The sequence below is a fragment of the Paraburkholderia dilworthii genome, assembly GCF_000472525.1.
GTDB lineage: Bacteria > Pseudomonadota > Gammaproteobacteria > Burkholderiales > Burkholderiaceae > Paraburkholderia > Paraburkholderia dilworthii.
Genome location: NZ_AWZT01000001.1, coordinates 514,940 through 532,651 on the forward strand (window position 1 = coordinate 514,940; position 17,712 = coordinate 532,651).

Consider the following 17,712-nt stretch of genomic DNA (forward strand, 5'->3'; position numbering starts at 1 on the left):
CCTGCGGTCGATCGCGGCGAAAGCCGCCGATGACTCGCGTGGGGTCGTTGCCGCTACGGTTCCGTCAGGGCCCGTTATCGACACCGGCCGGTCCTTCGCAGTCGTTGCGCGCATTCGCGCCGGATACAAAGAAACTCGTCCGTCCACGTCCTGCCAGAGCGCAAAGTCTGTGCCCGGGTTGGCGTTTTGCGCGCGCTGCCGGTCGTAACCTGCCGCTCCATGAGGCGTTTTCCGCTGATGAATAGGCGATACAAGCGGCGTCTGAGCACTCTTTGGCCTCGGTGCGGGCGACCCGCAATTTGCCGGGTCGCTTGTAAAAATGGCCCCGCGCCCCGCCGCAATTGATGGGCCCGGAAAAACAAAGATCAGCAAAAACAGCGTGTTGCAAAAGCTGGTACAGGTGTTGCTCTATTGAGGTCACTCTCTACTTTCAGTTTTCAACCGGACCTCAACACGATGCCTTCAATTGAACTTCGCACAAGGCAGTCTCTTGCACTTACGCCGCGTCTGCAGCAGTCGGTGCGTCTTTTGCAGCTATCGTCTCTGGAGTTCCAGCAGGAATTGCGAACGGCGCTCGATACGAATCCGTTCCTCGAATACGACTCGTCGGATACGGAGGACGTCGCGCTCGCAACCGCGACCCCGGGCGAAGAAGCCGGTGCGCTGCCCCCAACCGATGCGGTCGCGGCAGCCGAGCCCGACGCGTTGCCCGCTGAAGCGGTTACCAGCGAGACGCTCGACAGCGGCGGTCCCGACGATATGCCCGGCGATTTTTCCGGCGACTACAGCAGCCGCAGCTCGGCACGCCAGAACGGCGACTCCGACGGCAGCGATCCCGCCGAATGGGCGCGCTCGCAACCGACTTTGCGCGAGCAATTGCACGACGCACTGCGTCTGTATCGCCTCGACGACCGCGATCGCGCCGTGGCGCGCTTCATCATCGAGGCGCTCGACGACGACGGTTATCTGCGCCAGGATCTCGCGGATCTGGCGGACAGCGTCGACCTCGAACCGGAGTTGACGGAAGAAGAATTACTCGTGGCGCTGCGCCTCGTGCAGTCGCTCGATCGGCCCGGCCTCGGCGCGCGTTCGCTGTCCGAGTGCCTGCTTCTTCAGGTCAATGCGTTGCCCCCGGATACGCCGGGGCGCGATGTCGCGCGGCAGATCGTCGAGCATCATCTGGAGCGGCTCGCGCGCCGCGAGCAGGCCGAACTGCAAAAGCAGATCGGCTGTACTGCGGAAGAACTGCGGGTGGCCTGTGCACTCGTGCGCAAGCTCGATCCGAAGCCGGGCAATTGCTACGGCCGCACCGAGGACAACTACGTCGTGCCGGATGTCATCGTGCGTCAGGTGCGCAATAAGTGGGTCGTGACGATCAACCCAGCGGTGCAGCCGCGTGCGCGCATCCACCGCATGTATGCCGAGTTGTTTGCGCAGTCGGCGGGGGCAAGCCGTTCTCCGCTCGCGCAGCAACTTCAGGAGGCACGCTGGTTGATCAGGAATGCGCAGCAGCGCTTCGACACCATTCAACGCGTGGCCGAATGCATCGTCGCGCATCAGAAGGCGTTCTTCCAGTACGGTGAAATTGCGCTCAAGCCGATGGTATTGCGCGATGTCGCCGATGAACTGGGTCTGCACGAATCGACTATCTCGCGCGCGACCGGCAACAAATATATGGCCACGCCACGCGGCATTTTCGAGTTCAAGCATTTCTTCCCGCGCGAGCTCGGCACCGAAAGCGGCGGCACATGTTCCGCTGCCGCAGTGCGGGCGCTGCTCAAAGAGATGATCGCTGCGGAAAATACCCGCGATCCGCTTTCCGACGTGACGCTCGCAAAGATGCTCGCCGATCAGGGCGTGCTCGTCGCGCGCCGCACCGTCGCGAAGTATCGTCATCTGATGAAGGTGCCGCCGGCAGAGTTGCGCCGTCAGGTTTGAATTTGCCGAGCCCCCTGCAAGCAGGGTTCAGTTTAGAGCGCCACGCGAGGCTGTCTGCTCACGTGGCGCTTTTTCGTATCTGGACGTTTCGCGCACGCCCCATTACATTGGCGGGTCGAATCAGGAACGGGTGAGTGCGATGAAGTATTCGAGTCGGGTAGAAGGGTTGCAGGGCAGGCGCACGTCGGCGTGGGAAATCCATCGCGTGGCGCAGCAAGCCGCCGCGCGGGGCGAGGACGTCATCGTGCTGAGCGTAGGAGACCCCGACTTCGCGACGCCCGCGCCGATTGTCGAGCGTGCCATTGAGGCGTTGCGCGACGGCGATACGCATTACAGCGCGGTGTCCGGTCGCGATCCGCTGCGTGCGGCGATCGCTGAAGAACAGGCGCGCATGAGCGCTTGCGCGGTCAGCGCGGCGAACGTGATCCTCACGGCGGGCGCGCAAAACGGCGTGTTCGCCACGTCGCTTTGTCTGCTCGAAGCAGGCGACGAAGTTATCGTTCCCGAGCCGATGTATCTCACCTACGAAGCTTGCGTGCGCGCCGCGGGTGCGACGCTCGTGCCGGTGCCGGTCGACCCCGCGCGTGCATTCCACCTCGACTGCGATGCGCTCGAACGCGCGGTTACGCCGCGCACGAAAGCGGTTTTCTTCGCCACGCCGTGTAACCCGACCGGTGTCGTGATGCCGCGCGCGGACCTCGAACGGATCGCGCGGCTCGCATGCGAGCACGATCTCTGGGTGCTGTCCGACGAGGTCTACGCCGATCTCACGTTCGAGCGCGAACACGTGAGCATCATGTCGTTGCCCGAGATGGCGGAGCGCACGGTGACGCTCGGCAGCCTGTCCAAGTCGCACGCGATGGCGGGCTGGCGCGTCGGCTGGGCAATCGGGCCCGCGCAACTCATAGAACACATGGGACGGCTCGCGCTCGCCATGCTGTACGGCTTGCCGGGCTTCATCCAGCAGGCCGCCTTGACGGCGTTGCACGACAAGGCGCGAATCGTCGCCGGGATGCGCGATATCTACCGGCGCCGCCGCGACGTCGTGTTCGAGCATTTGAGCCGTATTCCGCGATTGCGCTGTCTGCTGCCCGAAGCCGGCATGTTCATGATGGTCGACGTGAGCGGCACCGGCCTCGATACGATGGACTTCACCTGGCAGCTGTTTCGCGCGCAAGGGGTGTCGGTGCTCGACGCGAGCGCTTTTGGCGAGACCGCGAACGGTTTCGTGCGGTTGGGCTTTGTCGTCGACGAAGCGCGTCTTGCGACCGCGTGCGAACGGATTGCGGCGTTCGTGGCGGCGTTGCCGTCGCGGTGAGACTCGTGAACGTGTGCGTGCTCGCAGCGCTAATTTGATGCGAACCGCTCGACGGTATAATTCATTCGCCTCTCGCGCGCCGCTAACTGTCGCTAAATCGTCGCTAATCAACCCTCCGGAACACACGGCTTTGCCGGCCGCAGCCCATGCACTTTCGCCCAATCCAGTCCTTCACGCGCAAACGGCTCTCTGACGTCGTCGCCGACCAGATCAAGCAATTGATCTCCGACGGCACGCTGATGCCGGGCGACCGGTTACCCGCTGAGCGCGATCTGGCGACGCAACTGGCGGTGTCGCGGCCTTCGTTGCGCGAAGCGCTGATCCGGCTCGAGTCGGACGGATATATCGCGACATCGGGGCGCGGCGGTTTTACGGTGGTCGATCTCACGGCGCCGATCATATCGAACCCGCTCGCCGAACTGCTTTTGCAAAACCCGCGTACCAGTGCCGACATTCTGGAGTTGCGCCAGGGGCTCGAATCCATTTCGACGGTGTATGCCGCCGAGCGCGCGACCGCCGCCGATCTTCGCAAGATCAGGAGCGCGTTCGAGGCATTGAAGGCGGCCTCGCAGTCGCAGGACCGCGTCAATCTCGCGGAGCTCGATGCCGCGTTCCACCTTGCGATTGCCGACTCCACGCACAACGTCGCGCTCGCGCATGTGATGCACGGCATCCACACGCTGATTCGCGAAGGCATGCGTCAATATCATCGGCTGATCGATTACGACGAAGCGATGGAAAAGCAGTTGATGAGCCAGCACCAGGCCATTTACGACGCCGTTATCGCGCGCGATGCGCAAAAGGCACGCAAGGCGGCTGAACGTCATCTAGCCTTCGTGCGCGAGATCTATCAGGAAGACGCCGCAAAGCTTTAGGCGTCGCCTGCAGGTTCCGTTTCACCTTCATCGCTATCGAATCGGAGCGGCGGTTCACGCCGTTTCGCCGCCGCACGCGCATTTTCAATGACGATCTACCGATTGACACGCTGCGGCGACTTCCTTATATTTTGGTCAGACCAACAATACCAGTCTGACTCGCGGCGCCTTTCGCGTACTGCGTTCTCGCGTGCCTCAATCCCTGCAATGAACCTATGAAAGTCGCCCTCTTTATCCCTTGCTTCATTGACGCGTTCTATCCCGAAGTCGGCATCGCCACGCTCGAATTGCTGGAACGCTTCGGCATCGAGGTCGATTATCCGCAGGAGCAGACCTGTTGTGGCCAGCCTATGGCTAACAGCGGCGCGCATGCGGAAGCGGCCGGCGCGGAGCGGGTGTTCGCGCGCAACTTTGCGGGCTACGACTACGTCGTCGGACCGTCGGCGAGCTGCATTCACCACGTGCGCGAGCATCTCACCGCCATCGACCAGACGGACGAAGTCAAAAAGGTGCGCGCGAGCGCTTATGAGCTCGTCGAGTTTCTGCACGATGTGGTGGGCGCGCGCGAATTTCCATGGGCCGAATTTCCGTATCGCGTCGGCTTGCACAACAGTTGCAGCGCGTTGCGGCATCTGAAGCAAGCGTCGGTGTCGGAAGTGGCGGGCCAGCCGTTTTCGAAACCGCGTGCGTTGCTTGAGGGCGTGAAGGGGATCGAGTTTGTGAAGCCGGCGCGTCCCGACGAATGCTGCGGTTTCGGCGGCACGTTCTCCGTGACCGAGGAGCCCGTCTCGGTGCGCATGGGGCAGGACAAGGTTCGCGATCATCTGAACGCGGGCGCGCAATACATCATATCGGGTGACATGTCGTGTCTGATGCATCAACAAGGCTGCGCCGAACGCATGAAGGCGGACGCGCACTTCATTCATATTGCACAAGTGCTGAATGGGACACGCGCATGAGCCGGATCGACCACGCGACAGCAGCCGGCGAGTTCATCAAGAAGACGGAGCATGTTGCGTTTCACGACAGGCGTCTGTGGGATTTGCGCGAGAAACGCGACGCACAGGCGCACGGCATTGCTGAGTGGGAGACACTGCGCGAACTGGCCTCCGGCATCAAGGAACATACGCTGTCGCATTTGTCCGCGTACCTCGAACAGTTCGCGGCCGCGGCCGAGGCGAACGGTGTCGTGGTGCACTGGGCAGCGACGGCGGAAGAGCACAACGCGCTTGTACACAAGATCATGTCGGAGCGCGGCATGACCACGCTCGTCAAGAGCAAGTCGATGCTCACCGACGAATGCAAGATGCGCGAGTATCTCGAACCGCGCGGCATCACGGTGATGGAAACGGATCTGGGCGAGCGTATTCAGCAGCTCGATCATCAGGACCCGAGCCATATGGTGGTGCCGGCGGTCCACAAGCTGCGCGCCGATGTGGCTCAACTGTTCGGCCGAACCATTGGCACCGACCCGCAAAATAGCGACATTCACTATCTCGCCGAAAGTCAGCGGATGAATACGCGGCCATATTTCGTGCGCGAGAAGACGGCCGGCATGACCGGCTGCAACTTTGCCGTTGCAGAGACGGGCACGGTGGTGGTGTGTACGAACGAAGGCAACGCGGACCTTTCGGCGAATGTGCCGCCCTTGCATATCGCGTCGATTGGTATAGAGAAGTTGATTCCGAAGGTTTCCGATCTCGGTGTATTCATTCGCATGCTCTCGCGCAGTGCGCTCGGTTCGCCGATCACGCAATACACGTCGCATTTTCGCGCGCCGCGTCCGGGCACGGAGATGCATTTCATCCTCGTCGATCATGGCCGCTCCGAGCGGCTCGCGATGGAGGACTTCTGGTACTCGCTCAAATGCATCCGCTGCGGCGCCTGCATGAATACATGTCCGGTGTATCGACGCAGCGGAGGGCTTTCGTATGGCGGCACTTACTCCGGTCCGATCGGCGCGATCATCAATCCGACCTTCGATCTGAAGCGCTATAGCGCGCTGCCGTTCGCGTCCACGCTCAACGGCAGTTGCACGAATGTGTGTCCGGTGAAGATCAATATTCACGAGCAGATCTACAAATGGCGCACGGTGATTGCCGAGCGTCACGAAGTGCCGTTCGTGAAGCAGGAAGTGTTGAAGATGGCCGGGCGGCTGCTCGCGAGCCCGACGTTGTATCGCGCGGCAGTCGCGTCGATGAGCGGCGCATTGCGGCGGCTGCCGAACTTCGTGCTCTATAACCCGCTGAATATCTGGGGCAAACAGCGCGAGTTACCCGAGGCGCCGAAGCAGACGTTTCATGCGTGGTACAAGAAAAACCGTGGAGGTGGCGATGGCAACACGTGAGGCTTTTCTCGCCAAGGTGCGGCAGGCGCAACCAGCGGCGCGGCCGCGCCCCGACGTGCCGTTGTTTAGCGCGGTCGGCGGCGATTTGCGCGCACGCTTTACGTCCGCATTGCAAACGATGGGCGGCACCTGCGTCGAAGCAGCGGCTGCGTCGGACGTGGCAGGCTTGATCCGCGAGCGATTCGGCGCGACGGCGACGATCGCGTCGGCCACGGCTGAAGTACGCGGCACGCGCCCGCTCTCTGCAGACACCGAACCTTCGTCGTTGCAGGATGTCGACGTCGGTGTGGTGCGCGCGCGTTTTGGTGTCGCGGAGACGGGCTCCGTGTGGTTCAGCGAACGCGAGTACGTGGTCAACGCGTTAGGTTATATCGTCCAGCATCTCGTGGTTCTGCTCGATCCGTCACAACTGGTCGACGGCTTGCAGGACGTTTATCGCCGCGATGACTTCCGCGACGCCCGTTATGCGGCGCTCGTCACCGGACCATCCGCGACGGCGGACATTGAAGGCGTGTTGATCCGCGGCGCGCAGGGCGTGCGGTCGTTGACGGTGGTGTGGTTGGCCGCTGAATAGCCGCCGCAGTGGAGTTTGCTATTATCACTGTATAAACGTACAGGTCATGCAAACTAGTGGCAACCGATGCTCCGCCGGATTCCCTCGCCGGCGTCCCTTACTATCTGCTGAATTTCGAGCGTGCGCTTGCATGGCTTGCGCAACGCTACGACGATCTGTTCGATGCAAGCGAGCGCGCTTTTCTCGGCACATTCGCGCTGTTGCCGCAGGCGTCGCGCGCGTTGCTCGTCCGGATGCTGATGAGGAAGGGCGCATTATTTCGCGCGAGCCGCCTCTCTTATGACGAAATCGGCTGCCCATTGCAGGCCGCCGCGCCGATCACCGCGCTTGGGTGGCTCGACCCCGCGCCGCATCTGACGCTCGACGATCTGTTCACGCTCACCACGCGCCCCGAATTGCTGGACATCTTTGCAGATGCGCTTGCATTGATTCCCGGCGCACGGGGTCTGCGCAAGCCCGATTTGCTGGAAGCGTTGCGCCCGTTTTATCGGGCACATGATGAGCATGAGAACGACGCCGGCACCGCACGCCCGTTGTCCGCATGGCACCGCCACACGATAGATTGCGTGTTTCGCGTCGACATTGCGCCGTTGTGCGAGCGTCTGCGTCTGATGTTCTTTGGCAATCTGCAGCAGGGTTGGTCGGAATTCGTGCTCGCCGATCTCGGCGTGTTCCAGTATGAAAAGGTGGCATTCGGGCTTTCGTCGCGTGCGTTTCAGCAGCGGGCGGACGTCGACGTCTATCTCGCGTTGCAGGCTTGTCGTGATGAACTGGATTCGATAGAAACGTTCGGATCGCTGATTAATTCAGAAGTAGAAAGTTCTGCGATCGATGAACTTGTGGATCGGGTTCAAAGAGTAGAAGCATCTAACTCGTGGCTCGAAATGCGCCGCGCGAAGCTCATCTTTCGCATCGGCCAGTATTGCGAACGGCGGCAGATGTGGGCCGCTGCACTCGCCGTGTATGAGGTTTGCACATGGCCGGGCGCGCGTCATCGGCGCGTGCGCGTGCTCGAACGCAGCGAGCGTTTCGACTCAGCGCTTGCGCTTGCGTTGCAAGCCGCAGCGTCGCCCGAAGGCGAGGAAGAGGCGCAGCGTATTGCGCGCATGTTGCCCCGCCTGCGGCGCAAAGTCGGTGAGGCGGCGGTGCCCGTGTCCGCTGCGCGAGCGGCTGAACGCAGCATGTTGATATTGCCGAGGCCGCAGGCGCCGCAGTCGGTCGAGTACGTCGTACGCGATCATCTGACGTGCGAGTCGGCGCCAGTGCATTACGTCGAGAATGCACTGATCAACTCGCTGTTTGGATTGCTCTGTTGGGAACCGGTATTCGCGGCACTTCCGGGTGCATTTTTTCATCCGTTTCAACGTGGTCCCGCCGATCTTCACGCGCCGGACTTTCGTGCGCGCCGAGCCGGGCAGTTTGCCGCGTGCCTTGCTCAACTCGATAGCGGCGCGTATCGCGAGACGATCTTGCGGCACCTTAGTGACAAGGCTGGTGTGCAGTCGCCGTTCGTCTTCTGGGGAATGCTTACGCTCGAACTTGTCACCACGGCGCTCGACTGCCTTCCCGCCGCACATCTGAAATTGTGGTTCGAGCGTTTGCTGCTCGACATTCGCGGCAACCGCTCGGGTCTGCCCGATCTGATCCGCTTCTGGCCTGCCGAGCGCCGTTATGAACTGATCGAGGTGAAAGGGCCCGGCGATCGCTTGCAGGACAATCAGATTCGCTGGCTCGGTTACTGCGTGCAGCACGGCATGCCAGTACGCGTGCTTGACGTGCGTTGGGCCGACGAAGTGCTTGAGCATGCGGTCACGAATCCAACCGTCGACGCGACGCAGCACGCCACCTTCGACGCGGAGCGTACCGCATGAGCTACGTCGTCGCCGTGCGAGCCATGTGCGAGTTCACCGCGCGACGCGGCGACCTCGATCTGCGGTTCACGCCCGCGCCGACGTCGCTGGAAGGCATGGCGGGCCACGTGACGGTGGCGGGACGCCGCGCGAGCGGCTATGAAACCGAAATCACGCTGACAGGTACGCATCGCAATCTCACCGTGCGAGGCCGCGCGGACGGCTACGATCCGGTGGCGAACCGCCTGGAAGAGGTGAAGACGCATCGTGGCGATCTCGAGCGCATGCCAGCAAATCATCGCACGCTGCACTGGGCGCAGGCACTCGTGTACGGGCATTTGTTGTGCCGTGCACGCGGACTCGCCGAGTTGAGGGTCGCACTCGTTTACTTCGACGTCGGCAGTCAGAAGGAAACATTGCTCACGCAAATGCATACCGCGCGCGAACTCGAGATTTTTTTCGTCGAGCAATGCGAGCGGTTTCTCGATTGGGCCGTGCAGGAGGAAGCGCATCGTGCCGCGCGCAATGCCGCGCTGGGCGCGTTGCAGTTTCCGCATGCGCAGTTTCGCAGCGGGCAGCGCGAGCTGGCAGTGTCCGTCTATCGTGCGGCGCGCGACGGCAAGCCGCTGATGGCGCAGGCGCCAACCGGCATCGGCAAGACGCTCGCCACGATCTTTCCGTTATTGAAGGCATGCGCGGCGGAGCAGATCGATCGCGTGTTTTTTCTGACCGCGAAGACGCCTGGCCGCGCGCTCGCGCTCGACGCTATCGAAACGCTTCACCGTAGCGCAGCGCCTTTGCCGTTGAGGACGCTTGAACTGGTTGCGCGCGACAAAGCCTGCGAGCATCCCGACAAAGCGTGCAACGGCGAATCGTGTCCACTCGCGCGCGGTTTCTACGACCGGCTCCACGTGGCGCGCAGCACGGCGCTCGCGGGCCCGCGACTCGATCGCGCGGCGGTGCGCGAAGCAGCGCTCGCGCATGACGTCTGCCCGTATTATCTGGCGCAAGAACTCGCACGCTGGGCCGACGTGGTGGTGGGCGACTACAATTACTACTACGACAGCAGTGCAATGCTTTACGCGCTCACGCAGATCAACCAGTGGCGCATTGGCGTGCTAGTGGACGAAGCGCACAATCTGCTCGACCGTGCACGCCGTATGTACACGGCGTCGCTGGATCAGGCGGCGTTGCGGCTCGCGCGCAAGAGCGCGCCGCTCAGCCTGCGCAAGCCGCTCGAACGCTTGCAGCGCGAATGGAATGCGGTCAAGCGCGCGCAATCCGCGTCGTATCAGGTCTATGCGGATGTGCCCGGCAAGTTGCTTTCGGCCGCACAAAACCTGATCGGCGCGGTCACGGATCAACTGGCCGAAGCGCCGCTCTCGATCGATGAGGCTTCGCTGCGATTTTTCTTCGACGCGATGCATTTCGTTGCGCTCGCGGAGCAGTTCGGCGAGCATTCGATTTTCGACATCACGCTGACAACAGACCGCCACGCGCCGCGCGACAAGACCAGTTGCACGCTATGCGTGCGCAATGTGATTCCCGCTCCGTTTCTCGCGCCGCGTTATGCAGCGGCGCGCACAACCGTCATGTTTTCCGGCACGCTCAGCCCGCATCACTTTTACCGCGATACGCTCGGGCTTGCGAAGGAAACCCAATGGCTCGACGTCGAAGGGCCGTTTCGCGCGGCGCAGTTGCAGGTGCGTGTAGCCGGCAACGTGTCGACGCGCTGGCGCGATCGCGGCCGCTCGCTTGAGCCCATCGTCGATCTGATCGCAAAGCAGTACATCGCGCAGCCCGGCAATTACCTTGGGTTCCTAAGTAGTTTTGAGTACTTGCAGCAAGTGGTCGCGCTCATGCGCGAGCGCCATCCAGGATTACCGGTCTGGGCGCAAGAGCCAGGCATGGACGAAGCGGCCCGCGATGCATTCCTCGCGCGGTTTCGCGGCGCGAACCAGGGCGTCGGTTTCGCGGTGCTTGGCGGCGCGTTTTCGGAAGGGGTCGATCTGGTCGGGCAGCAGTTGATCGGCGCTTTCATCGCGACACTCGGCTTGCCGCAAATGAACGAAGTCAACGAACAGATGCGGCGCACGATGGAAGCCCGCTTCGGCAATGGCTACGAATACATGTACCTATACCCCGGTTTGCAGAAAGTGGTACAGGCGGCAGGGCGCGTGATCCGCACCGAGTTTGATGAGGGCGTCGTGCATCTGATCGACGACAGGTACAGGCGGCCCGAAGTGCGCCGCCTGTTGCCTGGCTGGTGGGAGGTTCAATAATTCAATCGACGCGAGTGGTCAGTGCCTCACTCATGCGGCGACGTCGACCCTGGATTCGCCGGTGTGCCGGGCCCGCCGGCGGGCTTGGAGTCGACAGGAATCTGGTCTTCCACCGGCGCGTCGCCCTTCGAAGCACCATCGGCAGACGGGTTGCTCGCAGGCGTTTGCTCCGGCTCCTGCTTCGGAGGCTCGCCCGCTTCGACGCGCGGCGCGATGCTGTCCGGATCCCACGTCAGCAGATTGCGCTGGGGGTTCGCGATTTCGATGCCGCGCTCGCGGAACCGGTCGAGAATGCGCCGGTTGAATTCGCGCTGCACGCCCCAGCGCGCCGAATCGCGGCACTGCATCTGTCCGGCCAGCGTCACCGCGGAGCCATCCACCGCATCCACGCCCCAGAAGCTGAAGTCGGACAGAATGCCGTCTTTGAACTTCTCGTCCGCGCGCAGCGCAGCGCCGATTTCCTTCAAGGTATCTATCGCGAGATCCACGTCCTGGCCGAACACGATGTTGACGCGCACCGCCGCATTGCCGATGCCGCGATTCGTATTATTGACCGTCGATACGGAACTGAATGGCACGGTGAAAAGCGAACCGTCGCTGCCGCGCAGGCGCACCGTGCGGATCGACAGATACTCGACGGTGCCCGACACGCCCGCGAGCGTCACCCAGTCGCCGACTTGCATCGCGTTTTCCATCAGCAGGAAAATGCCGGTGATGAAATCCTGCACGAGCTTTTGCGATCCGAAGCCGAGCGCCACGCCGAAGATGCTCGCGCCCGCAAGAAGCGGCCCGATGTTCACACCCAGCTCGCTCAATCCGGTGAGCACGACCACGAGCGCGATCGCGCAGAAAAGAGCGGTGCGCAGCATCGGCAGCAGTGTGCGCAGACGCGCGGCGCGTACGAGGTCGCCGCTCGTGGTCCAACGATCGAGCCGCTGCTCGACCGATACGTTGACGCTTTCCCACACAATCAGCGCGATTACAGCGGCCACGCCGATTGTGACGATGGCCGACGCGAGCCGGTGGCCGACGCTGCCGTCGCGGAACAGATTGCCCACGTCGACGCCCCACACCTGGAGCAGCGCGAGCGCGGTCAGGATGCCGATGATCCACGAGACCACGCGTCGCAACAGCGGGTAATAGCGATAGGCGTGCTGATGCACGAGCGACTTGCCGGCGTCTTCCTGGCCGTTAAAGAGCCGCGCGAGTCCGCCGAAGACGACAATCGCGAGCACCCGCGCGCCCACCAGCACCGCGAGCGACATGCCGCCCAGATGCAGCAGCGCGTGATAGCCGTTGCGCACGTCGAGCGCCCAGATAAACCACAGCGCCATCACGACGAAGACCGCGAGCCACGCCCATGCATCCGCGAGTGCATTGCCGACCAGTTCGAGCGACTTGCGCGCGGCCATGCGCTGGCGGATCAGTTCGCCGACTGGCTTGGCGCATTGCAGGATCAGGATCGCGATCATCACGTGGCCGGCGAGCGCGACGACCTTCATCAACGCGAGATGCGCCGCCTCGCTCAGGCCGAGCGATTGCGCGATTTCCGCAGCCGCCGAGCCCACGCCCACGACGCTGACAATGCGTATCATCCAGCGATGTACGAACGCGGCCCACGCATCGCTCATACGCAACAGACGCAGACGCGGCGCCGCGGGTTGCAGGAAAAAACCGCTGACGATCACGATCAGGCGGCACAGCACGTAGATATCGACGAGCGAATCGAGCGCGCGGTCTTGCGGCGTGCCGTCGTCGGTATAGATCGACATCAGCGCGCTCGCTGCGCCGACGAACACCGCGAGGGGCAGCAGGCGCAGAACCGTGATCAATAGCGCGCGGGGCAGACGCTGCAGGAGCGTCCAGTGATGTGCGGCGTTCTGCTTGCCCTTGGCTTCAGCCGCTTTGCCGCCCGTTGACGCGGCTGAAGGCGTGGGCGTCACGGCGGGTTGGCCGGTGGCCGCGGTCGTTGTCGCGCTCGCCGCAGTGCCGGTTTCCGCCCCGGCCTGCGCCTCGGCCCGTACCTCGGCGACGGGCGGGGCAGGCAAAGGCGGCGCGGCGTTTGGAGCGTCGGCGGGCTGCGGTTCGACGTCGACCGGTAAGTCGGTGCGCGGGGCGTCGGCGGCGTCGCCACGTTCGCGGCGCGCGGCCACGGCGCGATACGCCCGGCGCAACAGACGCCGCGCGAGCCATTCGAACACCAGCGCGGGCAACAGCGCAGCCAGCAGCGACCACGCGACGTGAGCCAGAACGGAGCGCGCTTGCGGATTGGTCGATTGCCAGTTCCACCACGCGCGCACCGAAGCGACGTCGAGCAGCGCCGTGACCGAATTGCGCAACGACGTTCCGAGGTGGATGGCCCAGTGTGCGCCCTGACGCGCGAGCTGCGACGCGAGCCCATTGGATTTGAACGCGGCGGGAACGAGTGCGGCCGCGCCGCTCGCGGCAGCCGGCGCCGAGGCTGCCGGTGCAGCGGAGGCCGGTGCGCTGAGCGCGCCGGCTGCCGCGATAGCCTGCAAGGTATCGGCGACCTGGGCGCGGCGCTTGGGATCGTTGAGGACCGAGAGCGCTTGCCGCGCCTGCTCAGGCGTCAGGGTGACAGCGGTGCCGGAGGCTGCCTGTGCGGGAGTGGCCGGCGTTACCGCGGCGAAGACGGGCGGTGCGCCCAGGATGACGAAAACGAGGAAACAGACGTGTAGTAATTTGCGCATAGGGTGTAAGACGGGCTGCGGGTGCGGACGGCTTGAAGGACGCATCGGACGGTCTGCGGTTCGGCTCAACCTTAAACCGACACGGCTTTCGTCGCACAAGTTCCTTTGGGCTTCGCCGCTATGGGCGAGCATCGGTCTGGCGAAGAGTAGCCGGCGCTGGCAACCAGGGGTAGCAAGTTACTTGCCTGTTTGCGCGGGGCGGGAGAGGGCTAACGATTCAAAATGTAAGCGGATCGCAGCGCGGCGAGCGGGTGGTGCTTCCTGGGATGAGCAATTAAGGTCGGGGAAGGGCCTTGCTGCGAGTGGAGGACCTTCCGCAGTCGCCCGCTGGAGCGCTGCTGCGCGCGCTTGATATACAGCGCATCAGCGCATCAGCGTCTCGAACCTGCGCGCGCACAACCGCGTTTGACATCGCGCGCCGTATTGACCGTGGGCCATCGGCATTGCGGCTCTCGGGCAAATACCACTGAATCTGCACGAGAGTTTGTCGCGCTTCGATAGTTATAGGCAAATCACGAGCGAACAGCCCGAAACCAACCCGAACTAAACCGACGCCGCCGACATCAACGATGGTGCGCGCCGCGGCCTCTCGCCGGCCGCATCGTCGTCGGCGCCTGCGTTCGACGCGCGACCGCCCGACGGCTCCGCGTGCAGCCGGTCCGCGTGCATCAGCCGATACAGCGTGGCGCGCGAAATGCCGAGCTCGGCCGCCGCCTCCGACAATCTGTAGCCATGCCGCTGCAGCGCATGCTCAATCGCGTCTTTCTCGGCTTTGCTGCGGATTTCCGCGAGCGTGACGGCCGGCCCGTTGTCTGTCTCCGGCAAGCCGAGGTCGCTCGCGTTGATGAAACGGCCCTCGCTCATCACGACGGCGCGCCGCACGCAGTTGATCAGTTCGCGCACGTTGCCCGGCCACGCATAGTTCGACATTGCGACGATTGCGTCGCTCGACAGGCCGCGCAGCTTGCGCGCGCCGTCTTGCCTGTACATGCTCAGTGCATAGCTCGCGAGCAGCTTGATGTCGCCGCCGCGCTCGCGCAACGGCGGCTCGACGAGGCACAGCACGCATAGCCGGTGATACAGGTCAGCGCGGAAACGGCCCTCTTCGACGGCCTTGTCGAGATCGACGTGCGTTGCGGAAATGACCCGCACATTCACGTGTATCGGCCCATTGCCGCCGAGCCGCTCGATCGTGCCTTCCTGCAGAAAGCGCAGCAGCACGGCCTGGCATTCGTGCGGCATGTCGCCGATTTCATCGAGAAAGAGCGTGCCTTCATGCGCGCTTTCGATCCGCCCGATCTTGCGTTGAAGCGCGCCGGTAAAGGCGCCGCGTTCATGGCCGAATAGCTCGGCCTGCAACAGGCTCGGCGGAATCGCCGCGCAATTGATGGCGACGAACTGCCGGCCCGCGCGCGGCGAGCGCTCGTGGATCGCGCGCGCGGTCAACTCCTTGCCTGTGCCCGATTCGCCGGCGACGAACACAGGCGCTTCGGTCGCGCTGCATTTGTCGATGCGCCGGTACAGTTGCTGCATCGCGTCGCACTGACCGACCATGCCGTGCCGTCCGAGCGACGGTTCCGGCGTCACATGCGCGTGCCGCAGCGCCGATAATCCATGTGCGTGGCCGAGCGCGAATATGAGCCGCTCGTTCAGCCAGGGCCGCGTGACGAAGTCGAAGCAGTAATCGAGGATGAAACGGCTGACCAGTTCGTTGTCCGCCTCGCCCGGCGCGATTTGCGCGACCCAGTTGGTTTCGGGACGGCGCATGCACGACGCAAGCGCCGACAATTGCTGCGACGTGCAGTCTTGCGGCAATTCGACCAGACCCACCTTGATGTTGTCGCGATCGATCATGCGTTCCGCACTTGCGGTGCTTTTCGCATGTACGGCGTGCCAGCCAGATGCGGCGAGGAAGTCGGCGAGTTTCTGATCGGGTGAGTTCGACAGGTAAAGAACGGTGCGTTCGGTGTCCGCGGATACGAAAGTCATTTGCATTACCCTCGATTCAATGCTGCTCTCAAGACTGCTGTTCGACATTCTTAATGACCGCAGGCCGCGCCGGCCTGCGGACTCAACGAGTCAGCCAGCCTTTTTGCAAGCGCGGGCGTGAAGCCTGGAGCCATCGGCGGATGCCTGATTCGCGCAACGCGGGCGATGGCCGATCAACAGTAAACGTTATAGCGGGGCAAGCAGGAGCAGCGTGAGCCGCGAGGTGCCGCATTTTGGGCGGCAGACGGGAGAACGTTCTACGTTGCAACCGCCGGAGTGTTTCATCCCCGAATCACTTGTACCGTTTTTTATCTCGTTGGCTTTTTGATGCGCTCTGAACGGCGCGTGACTTAAACATAAGCGAAAGCGCTTTGGAATGCTATACAAACAAATCAGTAGCTGAAAAGTTTATTGCTCCCGCGGCGTTTATTAGGTAATCGCCTCATAGCCGGAACACAGCGGCGGTGAACCGGAACCGTTCGCGGCGCACGTCAAGTGCCGTTGTGCGCGCTGAAACACAAAACGCGTCGATAAATGTGTCGCAAGCATGCCCGCTTCGCGATTTTTTGATGTTTCAAGTATGCAACAGAATTGACGGTATGCATTTCGGGCGTATTTCGAATGATTCGACGCGTTCACCAGCCGGCATATTCGACCGGAACCTCAACGCAAACGGCGAAGGGGCGCGCCGCGGCCGTACACGACGCGTACATGAAGCGCGTACTCCAGGCGCTCGGTTCACCTCCAGCGCATGGGCTTAAACTCAGGAAGGCGTCTCGAATACGAATCATCGCCGGCCCGCTAAACCGGCGACAAAGCGTGGCGATAGTCGCGCGTCGTCGCGAACTCCCGCGCGACGGGACCTGGGCGCGCATGGCATGCCCATTGCAATAAGCGACTCGCAGCGAATCTGTTGCTGCCGGTCGGCCGAGGAACAGGGGAACGCGGAAAACGACCGGCGGTACAACGACTTCGTAGACGCGGCCGGGGAAAGCCAATGCGTCATACGAGGCTGCGGCGGGGCCACTGACAAACGGACGTCAAACAAAACGGGGCGAATACCGATGCGAAGCGGTTGTTCGTCACCCGGCGACGCAAGGCTCTGACCTCGCCGGTTTTTTCGTCTGTGCAAGAGCAAGTGGCGGACATATAACGACAGGTACCTCGCGCGGCAACGTTTGCGCGAGCGACATGCATAACAGGGAAGGGGCAGCGCACGGTCCGGACCAACCGGCGCGACGAAGCGGGGAGAAGGCCAGAGCTTCCATAGAGAAGCGCATAGCGAGGTGGACCGGGCGCCGTGTTCGCGCGTATTGCGTGGGCACGGCGGACCTGGAAGGCTGTGAGGCCAGGAGGTTGGAAGGCGGCCGTCAGCGTGTCACTTACGGGGAATGTCATGAAAGCGCACATTACCGGCCCGGCCTGCGCGCCGCGCCACGACCAGCCCATCACCGAATGTACCGCCAACGCTGTCCGTCTTCATTACCGAAGACATGTTCGCGCCCGCGCGCTATTTGCGGCGCCGCCGGTCGATCTGCTTACGCTCGTGATTGCCGAGGCAGCGAAGCGCAAGGCACAGGCCGAGATCCAGCGCCCGGCGCTGCGCGACGCGTACGAGATGCCGGTTTCACATGAGAGGAACTGCGATCGCGATGCGGACATCCGTCGACGGGAATACGGCGAATCGGATTGAACGCCGTTCGTGAGTGGCCGGCGGCTTGCATAAGCGTTACGAACAAGGACGCAGACGCAGGCCCGGAAATCGCCCCGCCCGCATGCGGGCCGGCTCGTGCTCGTGGCATCATGTAAAGCCAGCCACAGTTAGCAA

At 62.9% G+C, this 17,712-nt stretch carries 11 protein-coding genes; 9 read left to right on the forward strand and 2 right to left on the reverse strand.

Annotated elements, in window-relative coordinates; translation table 11 throughout:
• Positions 1 to 456 precede the first annotated feature (456 nt).
• The 8 genes from F759_RS0102730 (at position 457) to F759_RS0102765 (ending at position 11,184) form a co-directional block, all read left to right on the forward strand.
• Entirely contained in the window at positions 457 to 1,938 is a 1,482-nt protein-coding gene (locus F759_RS0102730) for an RNA polymerase factor sigma-54 (RefSeq protein WP_027798485.1), read from the forward strand.
• A 139-nt stretch (positions 1,939 to 2,077) separates the two neighbouring features.
• Positions 2,078 to 3,256, forward strand: a complete 1,179-nt coding sequence (locus F759_RS0102735; protein ID WP_027798486.1) for a pyridoxal phosphate-dependent aminotransferase — start codon at positions 2,078 to 2,080, stop codon at positions 3,254 to 3,256.
• Positions 3,257 to 3,402: 146 nt separating this feature from the next.
• Positions 3,403 to 4,131 (forward strand): FadR/GntR family transcriptional regulator, encoded by a 729-nt coding sequence (locus tag F759_RS0102740; RefSeq protein WP_027798487.1) that lies wholly within the window; start codon positions 3,403 to 3,405, stop codon positions 4,129 to 4,131.
• Positions 4,132 to 4,346: 215 nt separating this feature from the next.
• On the forward strand, positions 4,347 to 5,090 hold the full coding sequence (locus F759_RS0102745) for a (Fe-S)-binding protein (protein WP_027798488.1): 744 nt from the start codon (positions 4,347 to 4,349) through the stop codon (positions 5,088 to 5,090).
• Positions 5,087 to 6,478 carry a lactate utilization protein B gene (locus F759_RS0102750; RefSeq protein WP_027798489.1) on the forward strand — a complete coding sequence of 464 codons (1,392 nt, stop codon included), beginning with the start codon at positions 5,087 to 5,089 and terminating at the stop codon, positions 6,476 to 6,478. Before F759_RS0102745 ends, F759_RS0102750 begins: the two co-directional genes overlap by 4 nt.
• The gene (locus tag F759_RS0102755; protein ID WP_027798490.1) at positions 6,465 to 7,052 is read left to right on the forward strand and encodes a LutC/YkgG family protein; all 588 of its coding nucleotides are present in this window, start codon (positions 6,465 to 6,467) and stop codon (positions 7,050 to 7,052) included. The genes F759_RS0102750 and F759_RS0102755 overlap by 14 nt, the downstream gene beginning before the upstream one ends.
• 56 nt (positions 7,053 to 7,108) lie before the next feature.
• On the forward strand, positions 7,109 to 8,923 hold the full coding sequence (locus tag F759_RS0102760) for a VRR-NUC domain-containing protein (RefSeq protein WP_027798491.1): 1,815 nt from the start codon (positions 7,109 to 7,111) through the stop codon (positions 8,921 to 8,923).
• The gene (locus F759_RS0102765; RefSeq protein ID WP_027798492.1) at positions 8,920 to 11,184 is read left to right on the forward strand and encodes an ATP-dependent DNA helicase; all 2,265 of its coding nucleotides are present in this window, start codon (positions 8,920 to 8,922) and stop codon (positions 11,182 to 11,184) included. The genes F759_RS0102760 and F759_RS0102765 overlap by 4 nt, the downstream gene beginning before the upstream one ends.
• 26 nt (positions 11,185 to 11,210) lie before the next feature.
• Here the strand turns inward: F759_RS0102765 and F759_RS0102770 are convergent, their stop codons facing one another.
• Positions 11,211 to 13,895, reverse strand: a complete 2,685-nt coding sequence (locus tag F759_RS0102770; protein ID WP_027798493.1) for a mechanosensitive ion channel family protein — start codon at positions 13,893 to 13,895, stop codon at positions 11,211 to 11,213.
• Between the two features lie 543 nt (positions 13,896 to 14,438).
• Positions 14,439 to 15,890: a sigma-54-dependent transcriptional regulator gene (locus F759_RS0102775; RefSeq protein ID WP_027798494.1), complete on the reverse strand. Its 1,452-nt coding sequence runs from the start codon at positions 15,888 to 15,890 to the stop codon at positions 14,439 to 14,441.
• A gap of 1,390 nt (positions 15,891 to 17,280) precedes the next feature.
• Between F759_RS0102775 and F759_RS0102780 the strand changes: the two genes are divergently transcribed.
• On the forward strand, positions 17,281 to 17,577 hold the full coding sequence (locus tag F759_RS0102780; RefSeq protein WP_027798495.1) for a hypothetical protein: 297 nt from the start codon (positions 17,281 to 17,283) through the stop codon (positions 17,575 to 17,577).
• Positions 17,578 to 17,712: the final 135 nt, after the last annotated feature.